Source organism: Pseudomonas sp. NFACC10-1 (assembly GCF_900119195.1).
Classification (GTDB): Bacteria; Pseudomonadota; Gammaproteobacteria; order Pseudomonadales; family Pseudomonadaceae; genus Aquipseudomonas; species Aquipseudomonas cerasi.
The window spans coordinates 527,823-545,541 of the sequence record NZ_FPJB01000001.1; the positions used below are offsets into that span (position 1 = coordinate 527,823).

Here is a 17,719-nt window from a genome sequence, read left to right on the forward strand (position 1 = left end):
CACTGGCATGACCCCACACATACACGGACGTAACCCCATGGCCAATAACACGCTGAACCACCTGACCGAGTGGATGAAAGACCTCGACAATAATGTGATGTGGGGTTGGGACTCCATCGCTGCAATGGCCCGAGGCAAGGTGAATAACCTGTTGCTTCAGGAGTATGTCGCGCGTTTTTCGTCGGATACCTATCTAAAGCCTGTGAGCGGAGAGGTGAGACTGAGCGAAGGGTTTAAAGAATGCATTCACAATTTTATTCTGGATGCGCCCAGGCTGGCCTTCTCGAACGATAACCTCGGTCAGTCTCATGCGACATTGACCTGTTCGATCCTGGGCGGAACCCAATTGACGATGAAGAATAACGTCGATAATTGGGAAGCCTACAGGGTCATCCATATCGATGCGCTGCAAGGTCCGAAGCTGACACTGGATCTCGCGCTGGAAAGGGTCCCGGGCAATATCGAGAGCGATGGCCGGCTGCGGCTCGACCTCAAGGACAGTGACAATTTCATTCTTACCTTCGCGGCTGACAGGACTGACCGCGCACTCGGCGGAGCTTTTTTCAAAGCCTTGTTCAATGCGTTGCCGGACGAGGAGCGCATATGGACGCTTGGCGTGATCAAGCGTGGCACGAATAATCTGATGCACCCACAGTCTTTCAAACTGCGCACCCAGACCAATCCCGCTTCACCTCTCGACCCGCATGCCGCCAACTACGGCGACGGGGCCGTGTTGGTGTTCATTCGTCTGGAAGGCAGTCAGGAAGGCGGCGACATCCCGGTAGAGTACCAATACCTGATACCGGATGATGTCGGGAAAGATTACTCGGCCACCGTGTTGTTCAGTGCGGAGCGTACGTTCAAGGCGGCACTGTTCATAGGTGAAGTGACCAAGACCATTGCTTCGGTTATTGAAGGCGTGGTGTTCAAACCTGTTCATGATGGCTCCGGCCGACTGGTCAAGGCGACTGCCACGTCGGGGAGACTGAAGACGTCCGAGTCGAGCAGCCAGGATGTCCAGGTTCAAATCGATGGCGTGTCAGTCCTGGCAAATGTTTACAAAACCGAGACCTGGCTTGATGCGTTGGGGAGCACGCCTTTGTCTGTGGAGCTCATTGCCGATGGCACGGTGGCATTGACCTGGAAGTCCAAAGCAACCCCCGGCGTTGTGCTTACGTTGCCAGGCCATGGGGCGCTGCTGGTCATGAGCAAGGTCGTCACGGTCGATGTACGGTGCATTTATACCTTCGCCGAAGAAAACAACGACTTGGTTTTGATCCCCAGCCTCACGATAAACACCATCATCGATGGCCTGACTTTCGTGGAGATCCCTCCACCAGCAAACAGCTTTTCATTACTGTTTTTAATAGAGGCGGTAAAAAGCAATTTTGAGAAGTTGAACAAGGACCCGTTCGAGTCCGACATCAAAGCCGCACTGGCACGCAAACTCGCTACTCGTGTGCCGATCAGTTCGTTCATCCGGGACAGTATCGATCTCAATTTCAACGAAGCCATTGTGCCTGATGTACTGCGTGGGCCCAGAGACATAGCCGCCTTCGGCCGCATCAACAGCTCCGGGGCAGACTTTGTCGTCAGCCCGGCGGAGCATCTGATGGTGGTCGACAGTTCCACCACCTTCTCTATTCAACCGCCGGGTGCGAATGTGACCTGGAGTGTCGAACGTCTGCAGGGCGATGCGCAGAACTTCGGTGCCATCAATGGCACCGGCCGATATTACGCGCCAGAAGCCTCTTTGACCGAGCTTGCGTTCACGCGTGTTCGGGTGACGGCCACTGACATGAACTCCAACTATCAGAGTTCGGCGCTGGTCACGATCGTGACCAACCCGATCACCGTCAATCCGTTGATTCAGGTGTGTGACGCCGGGCAGATTGTGGAGCTTGAGGCAGGTTCGCTCGGCACAGAAGAAATGCACTGGTCGCTCAAGGATCCGGTTCCCGGCGAAAGCGGTGTTCTGGAGGGCAGTGCACTGGCTGATGGTGATCACCGTTACGTCGCGGCGCACAAGGTGCACGGCAAAACCTATGTTCTGGATCAGATAGTCGTGACCGGCGGGCAGGCGAGTGTTTCGTCGTGGGTATTGGTAAAGCATCAGACCCCATTGATAACGGTGAAAGTCGTAAAAACCGTGGAGGTTTCTGAAGTTCTGGAGGTTGCGAAGGTCGACAAGCCCGTGGACGTTGTGACCATTCGTGCCGATCAGGTTCAACTGCAAGCGTTTGCCAATGCCGTTGCGCTGCCTGGCGTCAAATGGAGAGTAGGCGCCGGGAGCGGGAGCATCAGTGACGGCTTGTACACCCCCGACATATCGTCGACTGACCGGTTTGTGCTTATTTTTGCCGAGGCCGATCATCCAGTCTTTGACGTCATGGAGGGGCATATCATATTGCCGCTACCGGTGGGCGGGTTTGCCCCGGAGCTGGAATTGATGAAGGGCAAAGAAGTACCGGCGTCCTGACCGAATGCGCATCGGTCTTTGTATATCAACATCACAGGAGGTGATGTCATGGCTGGTTATTCAGCGGAAAGTCTGCTGGCATGGATGAAAAATACCACGCGTCTCAGAGGCTGGGACGCGATCATTGCTCTGGATGGCGACAAGGTCAACGAGCTCCTCGACCAGGTTTACCAACAGAGTCTGGCCCAGGGAATGTCGCGTCCGGTGCCGGACGGAAGTATCACGATTCCCGATACACATGATTGCCATATTTTCTCGGGCTGCGTTCTCGGGCCACCAGGCTTGTCGTTCAAGCACAGCGTTCTGGAGCATTCGCTGCTGGCCTGGCGCATTCCGGTTATCGCCGGTTTGCATACCGTGGTAGAGAACGCTCAAGGGCAGCACAATGTTCACAGAATCGCAGCCTACGACCCACTGAACGCGCCAGGCCTGGATTTCGATCTGGAACTGAGCAGTCAAAGCGCGGATCTGGTGGTGGACCTTGGTCTGGCTAAAAATCTTTCACTGGATTTTCCGGGCGGTTCTACCGAACGAGAGAAGATCGGCGACTTTTTTCAGGGTTGGTTCAGCAACCCGGAAAATCATGAGCAGCAGTTCAGGCTGGGTATTTTCAACGAGCAGAGCAACGAATTGCTCAATGTACGTAGAATCGATGTGCGATCACAGCTTGAAAGCCCCGATGCTGTATCGGTCCATAAAAAAGGCGCGTTACTGCTGTTCGCGACCATGGAATACGGCGTGACGGGCGGGATTCCGGGTGGCGACTCCGACTTCCGTTACCTGATTCCCAACGATGCTCAGCAGTCGTACTCGGCGACCGCTGTGTTTTCCTCTCACGCTCTGCACCGTGCTGCCTTTGGCCATGCGGTGATACAAATGCTGCAAGCGCCTGACTTCAGCTTCAGCGTTCCGGACGATAAACCGCTGCAGCGGATGGTCGCTCAGGCCGGCACGTTTGCAGTTCCGGCTGGAGAATATCGCAGCGCGGAATTCGTCTTTGAATCGGAACCGTTCAGCGTTCAGGCCTTCAACGCCCAGCATCCCCTGACCATTGACTTCGAGTACGCCCAGACCACGCAGACCTGGGAATTTCCCTGCACGCTGGGCTTTCGCTACAGAGCGCTGGACAGCGATGAATGGCAATCGCACAACGCTACCTTCAACATCAGCCTCAGGCATGAGTTTCATCTGACCGAAGGTGGGTCGGATGGTCAGGCAGTGGAAGGGCATCTTTATACACCTTACCTGTTCGACCATGAAGTCAGCGCCGTTCCAGGAACACTGGACAACCTGAGCTCCGGGGAGCTGGAGCAGGTCAACGGTTTCGTGGCCTACACCGTCAAGCACGCGTTGCTGCAAGGGTTGAGCAAAACCCTGGATGCAACGGGCGCCGAGCGTTTTCTGGGCGGCTGGTTATTGCCCGACGAGCAAGTGTTGCAACCTGTACTCAAGCGCCTGCCTTATGACCAGGTCGTGTTCGGTCGCATCGATCCCGGTGCGTCGACGTTCAGTATCGCCGGGCACCAGGCATTGATCGCTACGGGAGAAGCGCTGCAATTGACCACCCAGCCTGCGCGGTCGGGCATCGTCTGGACCCTGGAAGATCCATCGGATGACGGTACTGAAGGTTTGGGAGAAATCGATAAGCAGGGTCGGTATACGGCGCCCGCAGCGCTGCCCGCAAAGCAGGGCTTTCAGCGTGTACTGATCAAGGCGATGGACCCGGTGTCGGGGCATTACAGTACCGCTGTGGTGACGGTGCTCACCAGCAGCGTCAGCGTCAGCCCGTTGATTCAGGTGTGTAATCACGGTCAGCGGGTAGCGCTTACAGCACGCAGTTCGCGTGCAACCAGCCTGAAATGGACGGTGGTCGATCCGGTAGCCGGAGAAAGCGGGACGCTTGAGGACGGCGTTGATGCATCGCATGAGAAGTTTTACGTCGCCGGTGCAGGGGGGGCAGGGAATACCTATGTCCTTGACACAATAACGGTCAGCGACGATCAGCACACCCAATCGATTCAGGTACTGGTCGTTCGCCACCCTCCGATGCTGTTCATAACGCTTGCCAGCGTCAATGATCAGCGTGCCGAGCTGAAAGTCGTCGTCAATGGCCGTGACCTTCCCGTCACCTGGAGTATTGATGGGCCGGGCTCTATAGACGCCACGGGTGTGTACAGCAGTGATGCCAAAGCACCCGAACGCTACGTTGTCGTGTTTGCAGAATTTGAAGACGAGGTTTTTGGCACAATGGCCGGGCACTTGATTCTGCCGCTGCCATTGAGTGGTTCCTCCGGTGTGTTGCAGGCACTGACCGGGACAGCGGGGGGCACGGCGGCTAACGCAATGCCCCGTTCATTGAGCGGTATTGTGCAGCGAGCGGGTGCAGGTACCTTGACCCAAGGCTGGGGAGCCGTCGCGGCGGTCAGTCGCAGCGAGCTCAACCGGCATATAGAGCAACAATACATCGAGCGCTATCAGGATCTGGCCTTCTTGCCGTTGTTCACCGGCGACATCGTGGTGGATGAGCGACAAGGCGACACTGTTCGTCTGAAACAGGTCGAACTGGGCGTGCCGGTCCTGTCGTTTCTGCCTGACTCGCCGGGCTCCAGCAGTGTCCTCGTCACGATGAACATCGTGTCTGGCCGTTACAGCGGCTTGCATCAGCCGGAGGGGAGTGTAACTACCGTGTCCGGCAGCTTCATCATCAGCGAGCCCATGGGCTTCAGGCTGGCGATGACTGTCGAGCTCTTCGTGGATGAGGAGGGGCATGTGCTGCTCGATCTGGCCGGCGGGGCTGGCGTTGCCTGTAGTCTGGGGGGCGTCAATGAGGCGATCAACCAGCGACTGGCGGATTTCTTTGCTGAGGCGTTCAAGGACATTGCGCTTCATCGTCGGGTTTTCTCAGTGCTGCAGGCACAGCTCAATCGCTACCATGTTCAGACTCCAGGCAGCTTGCGGCTTGTTGCCCGCGCCGCGCCGCGTTCAAGCGATGCGCGCATGGACACGACCGGTGATGGCGCGCTTGTGCTGTTCATGCACGCGCAGGATAGCGACGCCGAAGGCGTGTTTCCGCCGACAGATGATTTCGTTTATCCGATACCTGATGATCGTGGGGCAGACGGTCAGTCAACCTACGGCACGGTGCTGATGCTCTCGCAGGAGACTCAGTCGATGATCGAGCGTGAAGGCCTGCAGGTGGCGGACAGCCTGAAGTTCACCGGTGGATGCGTATTCGAACCACTTGAGCAGCACCGCCCGGATGACCTGCTGTTGTTTGGCGGCCTTCGGTCGAAACAGGCCAGTATCACACCCCTGTTCTCGACCCTGACGGCCGGGCAGACCCAGCGTTTTGTCCTGTGCAACCCGCAAGGCGAAGAAATACCGGCCACCAGCTGGAGTGCATTAAGCATTCAAAGCCACCTGGCTGCCGGAAGCGGCAGCATCTCTTCCAGCGGCGTCTACACGGCGGCGGGTATTGAGGCGATCGGCCATGACGCGCTGCGCGTGGTAATCACAGCCACGTATGAAGAGTCAGGCGCTGTCGTCAAGGTCTCGGCGCTGGTGGGTGTGGTATCACGCAGCATGGAGTTGGCGCCACGTGTAACGGTAGTGCCAGGGGGGGCTGCGCTGCAAACGGTCTCGCTGGCGGCTTCGACGCTTGACGGCAGCCCGGTGAGCTGGGCGTTGCTGGGCTCCGAGCTTGGCAGGTTGAGTGAGGCCGGCAAGGGCGCGCTTTTCAGTCCGGATGCCAGGTCCGGGAAAAGAGCGCTGGCCGTGCAACAGATAGAAGCGTCGGGCAATGACCTTGGCATCGCAACGGTGCTTGTTGCCAACGGGCAGCAAATGCTGCGTGTCGAGCCGGCTTTCGTACCCAGAGCACGGCCAAAGGTAGCGGTGCAGCTACAGGATGACCGCGCACTGCTGCCCGGGCTTGAGCGACGCTGGAAGGTGGTGGGCGGGCCAGGCACTGTTGATCGGCAGGGGCTTTTCACGCCTCCCGATCAGACGCTTGTCGCCAGTAGCGTGGTGAGCTGTGAAGTGGTGAACAACGGGGTGGTTCTGGCGTGCGGCTATAGCGTCATCGAATTATCCGAGGTCATCGATGAAGGCAGTTGGACCGAAATGTCGATGTTTACCATCACGGTCCCTGGCTCGTCATCGCCTGACAATACCAAAGGTAATCTGTACCCCAACGGTTATCAGCAAATCAGGCTGCAGGTCAAGACCCAGGTGATGCCGGACAACGAAATCGAGTACGAGCTGAGTCCCACTGAAAGGGCCTCCATGCGTCTGGTAGACGATGAAACCGGCCAAAATATCGAGTCAGTACTCCCCCCTCTCGACGGCATGTCCGAGGGCGATAAGCAGGCGTGGCGCGTGCGCAGTCAACATAACCGTTTCGAGCTGTCCGGGACCGGCATCTCCGCTGCTGAATCGGGCCTGGATGCGCAACGGCCAGTCGTGCAGGACTTCTACCTGCACAGTCGGGCGGAAACGGGTTTTGTCGGCGTCTTCCACGCGACCTTCCGGGCCGACGCTACCGGCTTTTGGTGGACCTCTGTGCGGTATGAAGATGTGAACAGCACGGTTGAAATAACGCCGCGACGCTTGCCAACGTTCGATTCCCGCAATTACACCTTCCTTCCGCGGCGTGCTCATGGGGATGGCGGAGATCCTCCGGTTGAGCCGCCGGTGGAGGGGCCTCCGGACTTCGGTGAGGATGTGCATTTCGATTACCAGTTCGAAACTACTGATTACTGGACGCTGGCTGCCATTAACCCCGATACCCAGCAATGGGTGAGTTTCCAGACGCTGAAGTTTCTGCCCTCCGAGCCTGACAGTGATGTGATCAATACGTCGATCATTCTTTGGGAGAGCCAGCAGGAAAACGAAGTCATGTTCAGCTGGACGGGATTTATCTTCGACGACCCGGCGGTTCCCGGTGATGTAAGCAAAGTGCACTTCGACGACGCGCTTCAGGACGTGATGGGCGATATTAAGTCGTTGGACATTGACGTCAAGATGTCCGTATTCGAGGCCGGCAAACTGGTCATCAGCCTGCACCGCCTCCGGGGCCTTCAATACATCCCGGAAGGTGACCCCGCACGCGACAAATTGACGGGTGAACTGGTAGTTCTGTTGGTCGATAAGCAAGGCAATGCCCATAAACGGCGAATCGGTTTTCTGGCCGACGGCGCCGGTAGGCGCAACCGTCTCATGCATACCTTCTATTCGGAAACGCTGCCCGAATGAGGCATTGATGCAACACACTGACAGGGAGTCATTATCATGAATGCGTTAAGTAAAACCTTGGCCTGCATGGCGCTTACGGGTTTGACAGGCTGTACGCTCGTCCCGTCCCACAGCCCCGTGCCAAAGCCCCAGGCACAGGCGGTTCGACTGATCATGCTCGCAGCAAACGCTGATGGCGGAGGCAAGAACTGCACCTTTACCGCCCAGGACGACACGGTTTATCTCAACGAGCGCGATCATTCGTGCACGAACGATGAGATGAGTTTTATCAAGCTGGATAATGTGCGCTCAGCCATGAAGATTTACCTGGAATCCAGAGACTGTAATGATTCGGGAGGCTGGGTATTTGGGCTCGAGACGTATATCGACCCCTTGACAACAAAATGGATATCCATCGACCAGCTCAGAAGCAAACCGGTCGGCACCATCGTCAGTCGCGGCGTTGTTGTGATCAAGGCGTATGACGGTGATGAAAATATAAAAGGCAAGTTGTCCTGCGTCCGTGTCGATGTATCGAGTTAGTCGTTAGTACAACTGAACTTGTCAGGCCTGCTTAATCGTCGCCCCCGTGGGCGGCGGTTATCTTAATACATAACGTTCGAGGTTCATGGAACATGACAGCATCGACTTCCGTACACTCCAACGCGTTCAACTTTCTCAGTTATGTACAGAGCGGCGTTGACCCCCGCACCGGGCAATACACGGTGGCGATCACCCTGCCCGATGTCAAGACCAACGGATTGCGTGGCCCGGGCATGCCGCTGGCACTCAGTTATAACCCTCTCAACCGCCTGGACAGCGGCTTTGGTCTTGGCTGGAACCTGCCATTGTCGCAGTACGATCCTGGTAACCAGATCGTATCGCTGAGCAGCGGCGAGACATTCAAGGTCGATAGTACCGGCAACGGCCAGATGCTGATGTCGGAAAAGAAAATCGACAGCTTCCACTTGTACAAGGAGGACGATAACCACTACCGGGTGATGCACAAGTCCGGTCTGGTTGAGCAGCTTGAAATGCGCGGCAGCGGCACCAACAGAGTCGCGCTGCCGGTGCGCGTATTTGCCCCTGAAGGCCACAGTGTCACGCTGGGTTATGCCTCTTTCGGCGTGCATCAAATGCTCAGCGAAATCAAGGATGACTCGGGTCAGGTCCTGCTCGGCATCAGCCGCGACGCAACGTCGGTGAAGCTGCGCATAACCACTGGCGAGGGCCCGGATGCGACCTTCGTGATGGTGCTGGCCGGATCGAATCACCATGTCAACCGTATCGAATTGCCGACCGACAATGCTGCTTCCTGGCGTTTTGCATACAGCACGATCCGTGAGCATTTATGCATCACGTCGGTGGAAACACCCGTTGGCGGTCGGGAAGAGGTCTTTTATACCGACAGCGGCCATCAGTTTCCTGCGAGGGCGGCACGTCCCGCTCTGCCCAGAGTCACGCGCCATCGCACGACGCCCGGCCTGGGTCAGGCGCAAATGGACGTTTATTACACTTACCAGGACAGCGCCGGGCGCGAGCGCAACTTTCTGGGCGCAGGGCTGGATATCGCCTGGGAAGACAATGGTCTGGACAATCTGTATCGATACCTCGGGGCGGAGCCGTACGAGTATTCGTCGACCGAAACATGGCGTGTCCAGGTCGCGGGCAAGGCTGATGCCGAGCGCAGCATCGAACGGACCTTCAACCAGTTTCACCTGCTCACTCGAGAAACCACGCGCAAGAACCTCACCGTCAAGCAGGTGGACACTCGTTACTACATCGTGCCGGGAGAATCCTTTTTGACTCAGCCTGCCTATTGTCAGTTACCCAAAGAGGTACAGACCACCTGGCGGCTGTCGTCAGACGGCAGTGTGCCGCGCAGCGAGACTGTCAGCAGCACGTATGACAAGCACGGTAATCTGCTCACTCAGACTCAGGCCAACGGTGTGGTCGAGGTCAGTGAGTGGTATCCGGCCGCCGGTGAGGACGGATGCCCGCCAGACCCGGAAGGCTTCGTCCGCTGGATGAAAAGCAGCAAGGTCATCCCGGCCTTGTCCAGCTACGGCAAGGCACCGGTCCTTGTCACCCGCTATCGCTACCTGGCGTTGCCTGCGGTGGATGGCGGCCAGCGACAGGAATGGCTTGCACCGCAAAGCGAGACCTTATTGACGCAGGCCCCTGAGCAGGAACAGCAACGCACGACCTATGAATACTTCGATGAGCCGAGCAACGCAGCCCTGCACGGTCGGCTCAAACTGCAGCAAGTGATCATGGGCGGGAAGGTGACCAGCACAGCGTATGCCTACAGCATCTTCAAGCGCTCCTTCGAGACCCCGGCCCAAGGCTCGCCTGATGGCTTCGCTGAGCGCTTCGTTAAGGGTTCCCCTGAGAGCAACCGTTACGCCGCGATGGTGCTGCAAACCGTACAGACCGTGACCGGCTTCGATGGCGCGAAGAAGGTCATCACGCTGGAGGATTCTCTGCTCAACGGCGAACCCTTGCTCAATCGCGATGACAACAATGTGGAAATTCGCTACGTCTACGACAGCCTGCGGCGTGTACTGAGTGAAACCGTGGCACCAAATGATGAAACCTACAGGGCGACCAGAAGTTACGAGTATCAGCTATGTGCCAAGGCGACTGATCGGGCCATGCAGACGCTCATCGACGTCAAGGGGGTAAAAACCTGCAGTCATTTCGATGGCCTCAACCGAGTCGTCTATGAGGAGCGGGATGACGCAGATAACCCTGCGCGCGCCGGCAAGCCTCGCCAGACCTACGCGGCTGTTTACGATGCGTGGGGGCTCATGGTCAGTGAAACCGAGTTCGACTGGCTGGGCCAGCAGGATCTGGCGCTCAAGAGCGTCTTCGAATACGACGATTGGGGCGAACAGCGCTGCGTCACCGGCCCGGATAACGTCAAGACGTTCGAAGAGACCGACCCCATTGGTACGGCGCAATCGCAGGGCCCGATTCAGCGTAGCTGGATCGAAGGCAACGGTGGCGGGAAGAGCGAGTTCGCCGAGACCTGGATGAACCTGTTCGAACAGCCGACCCGCAGCGAGCGAAAGGATCAGGCTGAAAACTCGGTCAGCCTGAGCCAGTACCATTACGACGGCCTTGGCCGCCGTGTCGAGGAAATTGTCGGGGAGGCAAACGGCGGGCGGCGCACCACCTCTGTTTACGACGTCTTCGATCGGGTGATCGAGTCCACATTACCAAGCCGGGCCATCGTGCGTCGCAGCTATGCAAGCTACAGCAGCGAAGACTTGCCCGTCAGTATCGGCATCGAGCACAACGGCAAAAGCATTGTGCTGGGAGAGCAGGAGTTCGATGGGCTGGATCGTCTGGTCAGTTCTGTCACCGGTGGGCGTAAACGTACGCTTGTTTACGACCCCGGTCTGCTGCAACCCAAAACGGTAACCCTGCCCAGCAAGCGGAAAATCGACTATGAATACAAGCCCCAGGTCGGCGATGAGCCGTGGCGCAGGGTGCAGTCCGAAGCTGTGCCTGAACCTGAAACCACTCGCGAAGTCGATCCGCTGAAAGAGTCGGGGCCGGCCCGGATTGCGGAGCCGGGTGTGGCTGCCGATTACACTTACGATGAGCAGAATGCTCGTCTGATTCATTCCTCGGAGCAGGGCGAGACACTGGATCGCACGTATTACAGTACCGGATCGCTGAAAAGCGAGAAGCGTACCTCGGCAGGCAAAACCTACGACATGTTCTACAGCTACAGCCGACAGGGTCTGCTGCTGTCTTACACCGACGTACTGGGACAGGAGCAGGTCAATCGCTATGACAACTGCGGTCGTCTTTACGAAACCTCGCTGGGTGAGGTCTATTCAACGTTCGACTACGACACTGTCTTTGGTCGCCTCGCAAAAATCACCACCACCGACAAAGCCGACAGCAGCCGCGAAAGAACCGTCGCGATCAGCCTTGAATATGATGACCTGGGTCGGGAAGTAAAGCGTACGTTTGACCTCGACGGTGTCGAGCAACAGATGGTTCAGGTCTATGACGATGTGGATGACATGGTCCAGCGTACCCTGAGCCAGGGCACGGAAATACTCCGTGACGAAACCTACCGCTACGATACGTCCGGTCGCCTGATTCAATACCAATGCACGGGAACTCAACGGCCGGTGGACCCCTATGGCAGGACCCTGCTCGCGCAGAATTTCATTTTCGATGGCGCGAACAACCTGACGGTTGTCACGACCCGCTTCGATGGCGGTACCAACAATGCCCGGTATTTTTACGAAGGTGACGATCCCGTGCAGTTGAGCCGGGTAACGAACAGCAATGATCAATATTACCCGGCTGAAATCAAACTTCGCTATGACCTGGACGGCAATCTGGACATAGACGAAGCCGGGCGCACGCTCAAATACGATCCCCTCGGCCGCCTGATCGAAGTAGGCACGCCGTCAGCCGGCATTCACTACCAGTATGACCCCCAGGACCAACTGACAGGGGAGACCCGCGGAGCGGACAGGGATCTGCGCTTCTATCGTGACGGAGAGCTGGCCAATCAACTCGGTAGCCATGCCCAGAGCACCTTCATGCGTGGCGACGACTACCTGCTGGCCGAACAGCAGAGTGATCGGACGGTGCTGCTTGCTACCAACGACAGTGACAGCGTGCTCGGTGAAGTCGATGCCAACGGGATCAATCGGAGGTGGTATACGGCCTACGGCCACGCTAGCGGCGAAAGTCCACCGCACGGCAGACTGGGGTTCAACGGCGAACTGGCCGAGGCGCATACCGGCTGGCAAATGCTGGGTAATGGCTATCGGGCCTACAGCCCGGTGTTGATGCGCTTCAACAGTCCTGATAGCTGGAGTCCGTTTGGGGAGGGTGGGGTGAATGGGTATGCGTATGTCGAGGGCGATCCGGTGAACAGGGTGGATCCGTCGGGGCATGGTATTTTTTCTGGATTGTTCAAAGCTGTTGTCAGAAAATTTAGTAAGGTTGCAACTACAAAATCTGAGCTCGCACAGCAGATTCCAAGAGATCTCAAGTTTTTAAGGGGTAAGTCTAAGAGGGCTTTTTATCCTATTGATAATAATGATGTCAGTAATCTTAATAAAATTGCGAGCGATAAAGCAGGCAGAGTTACGACTCTTCAAGAGGCTCTCCAAACAAAAATAACTCCTGCTGCGAGTGGATTAAAAGGCTCTGGTGTCGAAGAGGCAATACAGCGTCAGTCTTGGTTCACGTCCGGGATTGATGAGCTTTATCAGGCAGGAGCTGAGTCTCAACAAGCAAATCTGGCAAGAAACTATGCACAAAACAATGTTGGCCGTTTGGGTATAACGCGACCTTCCAGAAAAACGGCCAAGAGGCTGAGTGCTAAAATTGAAAAGAACAATAAAATTAACAGCGGAGCGTTTGCTGAAGCAATGAGAGAAATTCGGTTTATCAATAATTATCGAAGTCGAGCAGCTACAGGACTTGGGAATGGACGTAAAAGACGAGAGCTCGTTGGAACACCTCATCCTGGTGACAGGTTCAATCAATAGTTTCAACTAGCTGTGTCAGACAAGCGTGGCTGTTAAAGCCACGCTTGTTATCTTTATGTTTTTTTATGTGTCTGCATCACTCCACCAAAATAACCCCCTGCCTGATCGCCATCACCAGCGCCGCCTTCAATGACGTCACGCCGAACTTGCGGCGGATATTGCTGGTATGAAAGTGCACGGTCGCTTCCGAGCAGCCTTGTATCCGGGATATCTCCCAGGCGGATTTGCCGAGCGCCACCCATTCCAGGACTTGTCGTTCCTTGACAGTCAACTGGACAGTGGCGGGTGTGGCTTGGGAAGGCGGCGTGATGCCGGGTGGTTTTCCATTGTCGCGAAGCATGGTGAAGTCCTTTCCCTGAAGATCGCCGCACCACGATACCCCTGCATCCCCTAACGCGAACCTGACATAAATGACAGCGCCGCAGGGCCGTGAACGCCTTGCGCCGTCAAGGCTGTAGCGCTTTTTTACAGCTTCTTTACGCCCCGGCCAGCCTGTCGATCTCGCGCCTTTACACCCTGCCTGCGGACAATCACCTCACGCGGCCTGCGCCGTACCGGTGTTGCCTGATGGGGGAAATTTCAATGAGCGTTATGGATGGTATCTCTCTGCTGATGGGAGTCGGGCTGTTCATCTATCTGCTGGTGGCGCTGTTGCGCGCCGACCAGAGTCAGGAGTGATCATGCACAGTTACGATTATCTGTTGATCCTGGCCTTTCTGGTCCTGCTGCTGGCCCCCGCGCCGTGGCTGGGACGTTTCTATTACCGGGTCATGGAAGGCGAGCGCACCTGGCTGAGCCCGGTGCTGGGGCCGGTCGAGCGCGCCTGCTACCGGATTTCCGGCGTCGACCCGAAAACCGAACAGTCCTGGAAGCAATACGCCTGGGCGTTGATGGCGTTCAACCTGGCGGGCTTTGTCGTGCTGTTCGCCATCCTCATGCTGCAAGGCATGCTGCCGCTCAACCCGCAGCAATTGCCGGGCATGGAGTGGTCGCTGGCCTTCAACACGGCGATGAGCTTTATCACCAACACCAACTGGCAGGCCTACAGCGGCGAAGCGTCGCTCAGCTACCTGAGCCAGATGGTCGGCCTGACCGTGCAGAACTTCGTCAGCGCCGCGACCGGCCTGGCAGTGCTGGTCGCGCTGTGTCGCGGTATCAGCCGTCGCTCGTCGCAGAGCCTGGGTAACTTCTGGGCCGACATGACCCGCGCCACGCTCTACGGCCTGTTGCCGATCAGTATCGTGCTGGCGGTGTTTCTGGTCTGGCAGGGCGTGCCACAGAACTTTGGCCACTACATCGACGCACTGACCCTGCAAGGCGCTGACCAGAGCCTGCCGATGGGCCCTGCGGCCAGTCAGATATCGATCAAGCAACTGGGCACCAATGGCGGCGGCTTCTTCGGCGTCAACTCGGCGCATCCGTTCGAGAACCCGACGGCGTGGAGCAACCTGTTCGAACTGGTGTCGATCCTGCTGATCCCGGCTGCGCTGGTGTTCACCTTTGGTCACTACGTCAAGGACATGCGCCAGAGCCGCGCGATTCTCGGCTGCATGCTGGCGCTGCTGTTGATCGGCGGCGCGGTCTCGCTGTGGGCCGAGTACCAGCCCAACCCGGCACTGAACATCGCCGGTGTCGAACAGACCGCACCGCTGGAAGGCAAGGAAACCCGATTCGGCACCACCGGCACGGTGCTGTGGTCAGTCGCTACCACTGCGGCCTCCAACGGCTCGGTCAATGGCATGCATGACAGTCTTAACCCGCTGACCGGCATGGTCGCGCTGGTCAACATGATGGTTGGCGAAGTGATCTTCGGCGGCGTCGGTGTCGGCCTCAACGGCATGCTGCTCAACGTACTGATCGCTGTGTTCCTCGCAGGTCTGATGATTGGCCGTACCCCGGAATACCTGGGCAAGAAGCTGCAAGCGCAGGAAGTCCGACTGCTGGTCGCCACCTTGCTGGTGATGCCGGTGGGCGTGCTGGTGCTGGCCGCGATTGCTGCCAGCCTGCCAGGCCCGGCCGGTGCGATCAGCAACCCTGGCGCACACGGTTTCAGTCAGTTGCTGTACGCCTATACCTCGGCCACGGCCAACAACGGCTCGGCGTTCGGCGGTTTCAGTGCCAACACCGTATTCCACAACTTGATGCTCAGCCTGGCGATTTTCATCGGCCGCTTCGGTTACATCCTGCCGGTGCTGGCCCTGGCCGGTAGCCTGGCCATGAAGAAGACCGCGCCGCAGGGCCAGAACAGCTTCCCGACCCACGGCTTGCTGTTCGTCACCCTGCTGACCGTCACGATTCTGCTGGTGGGTGGCTTGACCTTCCTGCCGACCCTGGCACTGGGGCCGATTGCCGAACACCTGAGCCTGGGTTTCTGAGGAACCGATCATGAACTTACCTATTAATCCCGCAAAAAATGCTGCTGCGAAATCTACTGAATCGCAGGCCGCCGAATCGGCAAAAACCGGAATCGCGGCCCTGTGGCGTCCGGCGCTGGTGCAGGCGTTCGTCAAGCTCGACCCGCGTCAGCTCAAGCGTTCACCAGTCATGCTGGTGGTGGAACTGACCGCCATTCTGACCACCGTGCTGTGCGTGATCCCCAACCCGCAGGTGCCGACTTCGGTCTGCGTGCAGATCGCTCTGTGGCTGTGGTTCACCGTGTTGTTCGCCAACTTCGCCGAAGCGCTGGCCGAAGGCCGTGGCAAGGCGCGCGCCGACAGCCTCAAGGCGGGCAGCGAAGGGCTCAAGGCCCGTATCAGGGACGACAACGGCAGCCTGCGCATCATCAATGCCAGCGAGTTGCGCAAGGGCGACGTGGTGCGGGTCGAGATCGGCGAAATGATTCCCGGTGACGGCGAAGTCATCGAGGGCATCGCGGCCGTCAACGAGGCCGCGATTACCGGCGAATCTGCGCCAGTGATCCGCGAATCCGGTGGTGACCGCTCGGCCGTGACCGGCAATACCCGGCTGGTGTCCGACTGGCTGCTGATACGCATCAGCGCCAACCCCGGCGAATCGACGCTAGACCGCATGATCGCGCTGGTCGAAGGCGCCAAACGGCAGAAGACCCCCAACGAAGTCGCGCTGGATATTCTACTGATCGGCCTGACCCTGATCTTCCTGTTGGTGGTCATCACCTTGCAGCCGTTCGCCCACTTCGCCGGTGGCAGCCTGCCGCTGGTATTTCTCGTGGCGCTGCTGGTCACGCTGATTCCCACCACCATTGGTGGTTTGCTGTCGGCCATCGGCATTGCCGGTATGGACCGCCTGGTGCGCCTCAATGTGATTGCCAAGTCCGGTCGCGCCGTGGAAGCCGCGGGCGATGTGCATGTGCTGCTGCTGGACAAGACCGGCACCATCACCTTCGGCAACCGTCGCTGCGCTGCTGTCTACGCTGCACCGGGTGTGACGCCCAAGGAGCTGGGCGAGGGTGCTTTGCTGGCCTCGCTGGCCGACGATACGGCAGAAGGCAAATCCATCGTCGAGTTTCTGCGCAACCTGCACCCGATGAACGAGCCGACCCTGAGCTCGGTGACGGCCGTGCCGTTCAGCGCTGACACACGTCTGTCCGGCGTTGATTATCAGGGCCACGTGTATCGCAAGGGCGCGGTGGATTCGCTGCTGGCTTTCATCAACATGCAGCGCAGCGAGCTGCCGCCTGCACTGGCCCGTGAGGTCGACAAGATTGCCAAGACCGGTGGCACACCGCTGCTGGTCTGCGCCAACGGTCGGTTGTTGGGCGCGATCCATCTCAAGGATGTGGTCAAGCCAGGTATTCGCGAACGCTTCGAAGAGCTGCGCAAACTGGGTATCCGTACCGTGATGGTCACCGGCGACAACCCGCTGACTGCCGCAGCGATTGCTGCCGAGGCCGGTGTCGACGACGTGCTGGCCGAAGCCACGCCGGAGAAAAAACTGGAGCGCATTCGCCAGGAGCAGGGCGAAGGGCGTCTGGTGGCGATGTGTGGCGACGGTGCCAATGATGCACCTGCACTGGCGCAGGCCGACGTCGGCATGGCGATGAATGACGGCACCCAGGCGGCGCGCGAAGCGGCCAACATGGTTGACCTCGACAGCGACCCGACCAAGTTGCTGGACGTGGTGCAGATCGGCAAGGAGTTGCTGGTTACCCGCGGTGCGCTGACCACCTTTTCGATTGCCAACGACGTGGCCAAGTACTTCGCGGTACTGCCCGCACTGTTTGCCTCGATCTACCCGCAACTGGGCGTGCTCAACGTCATGAAGCTGGCCAGCCCGCAGAGCGCGATTGTCTCGGCCATCGTTTTCAACGCGCTGATCATCGTCGTACTGATTCCGCTGGCCCTGCGTGGCGTGCGTGTGCAGGCGGCAAGCGCCGCTCACTTGCTGCGTCGCAACCTGCTGATCTATGGCCTGGGCGGCATCGTTGTGCCGTTTCTCGGCATCAAGCTGATCGACATGCTGCTGGTCGCACTCGGCCTTGTTTGAAGCCTGTGCTGCA

General features: G+C 58.1%; 8 protein-coding genes. 7 read left to right on the plus strand and 1 reads right to left on the minus strand.

The window, feature by feature from the left end; genetic code table 11:
- The first annotated feature begins 37 nt into the window (after positions 1-37).
- The 4 genes from BT119_RS02150 (at position 38) to BT119_RS02165 (ending at position 13,242) form a co-directional block, all read left to right on the plus strand.
- A complete protein-coding gene (locus tag BT119_RS02150) occupies positions 38-2,479 on the plus strand; it encodes a hypothetical protein (RefSeq protein WP_072364671.1) in 2,442 nt (813 codons plus the stop codon).
- A 48-nt stretch (positions 2,480-2,527) separates the two neighbouring features.
- Positions 2,528-7,732: a hypothetical protein gene (locus BT119_RS02155; RefSeq protein ID WP_060707564.1), complete on the plus strand. Its 5,205-nt coding sequence runs from the start codon at positions 2,528-2,530 to the stop codon at positions 7,730-7,732.
- Positions 7,733-7,768: 36 nt separating this feature from the next.
- Positions 7,769-8,254: a hypothetical protein gene (locus BT119_RS02160; protein ID WP_003366771.1), complete on the plus strand. Its 486-nt coding sequence runs from the start codon at positions 7,769-7,771 to the stop codon at positions 8,252-8,254.
- 92 nt (positions 8,255-8,346) lie between these two features.
- Entirely contained in the window at positions 8,347-13,242 is a 4,896-nt protein-coding gene (locus BT119_RS02165; RefSeq protein WP_248685224.1) for an RHS repeat-associated core domain-containing protein, read from the plus strand.
- A 76-nt stretch (positions 13,243-13,318) separates the two neighbouring features.
- Here BT119_RS02165 and BT119_RS02170 read toward each other — a convergent pair whose 3' ends face one another.
- Positions 13,319-13,582, minus strand: coding sequence for a helix-turn-helix domain-containing protein (locus tag BT119_RS02170; protein ID WP_003366775.1), 264 nt, complete (start codon positions 13,580-13,582; stop codon positions 13,319-13,321).
- Between the two features lie 242 nt (positions 13,583-13,824).
- Between BT119_RS02170 and kdpF the strand changes: the two genes are divergently transcribed.
- From kdpF to kdpB, 3 genes are read left to right on the plus strand one after another with little or no spacing between them, the layout of a single operon-like run.
- On the plus strand, positions 13,825-13,920 hold the full coding sequence (gene kdpF, locus BT119_RS02175) for a K(+)-transporting ATPase subunit F (RefSeq protein ID WP_003406089.1): 96 nt from the start codon (positions 13,825-13,827) through the stop codon (positions 13,918-13,920).
- Between the two features lie 2 nt (positions 13,921-13,922).
- A complete protein-coding gene (gene kdpA / locus BT119_RS02180) occupies positions 13,923-15,617 on the plus strand; it encodes a potassium-transporting ATPase subunit KdpA (RefSeq protein WP_072364673.1) in 1,695 nt (564 codons plus the stop codon).
- A 10-nt stretch (positions 15,618-15,627) separates the two neighbouring features.
- A complete protein-coding gene (gene kdpB, locus BT119_RS02185) occupies positions 15,628-17,706 on the plus strand; it encodes a potassium-transporting ATPase subunit KdpB (protein WP_054081885.1) in 2,079 nt (692 codons plus the stop codon).
- The last annotated feature ends 13 nt before the right edge of the window (positions 17,707-17,719 follow it).

Coding starts and splice junctions, on each gene's coding strand:
- BT119_RS02150 (WP_072364671.1), top strand. CDS start 38: ATGGCCAATAACACGCTGAACCACCTGACCGAGTGGATGAAAGACCTC.
- BT119_RS02155 (WP_060707564.1), top strand. CDS start 2,528: ATGGCTGGTTATTCAGCGGAAAGTCTGCTGGCATGGATGAAAAATACC.
- BT119_RS02160 (WP_003366771.1), top strand. CDS start 7,769: ATGAATGCGTTAAGTAAAACCTTGGCCTGCATGGCGCTTACGGGTTTG.
- BT119_RS02165 (WP_248685224.1), top strand. CDS start 8,347: ATGACAGCATCGACTTCCGTACACTCCAACGCGTTCAACTTTCTCAGT.
- BT119_RS02170 (WP_003366775.1), bottom strand. CDS start 13,582: ATGCTTCGCGACAATGGAAAACCACCCGGCATCACGCCGCCTTCCCAA.
- kdpF (WP_003406089.1), top strand. CDS start 13,825: ATGAGCGTTATGGATGGTATCTCTCTGCTGATGGGAGTCGGGCTGTTC.
- kdpA (WP_072364673.1), top strand. CDS start 13,923: ATGCACAGTTACGATTATCTGTTGATCCTGGCCTTTCTGGTCCTGCTG.
- kdpB (WP_054081885.1), top strand. CDS start 15,628: ATGAACTTACCTATTAATCCCGCAAAAAATGCTGCTGCGAAATCTACT.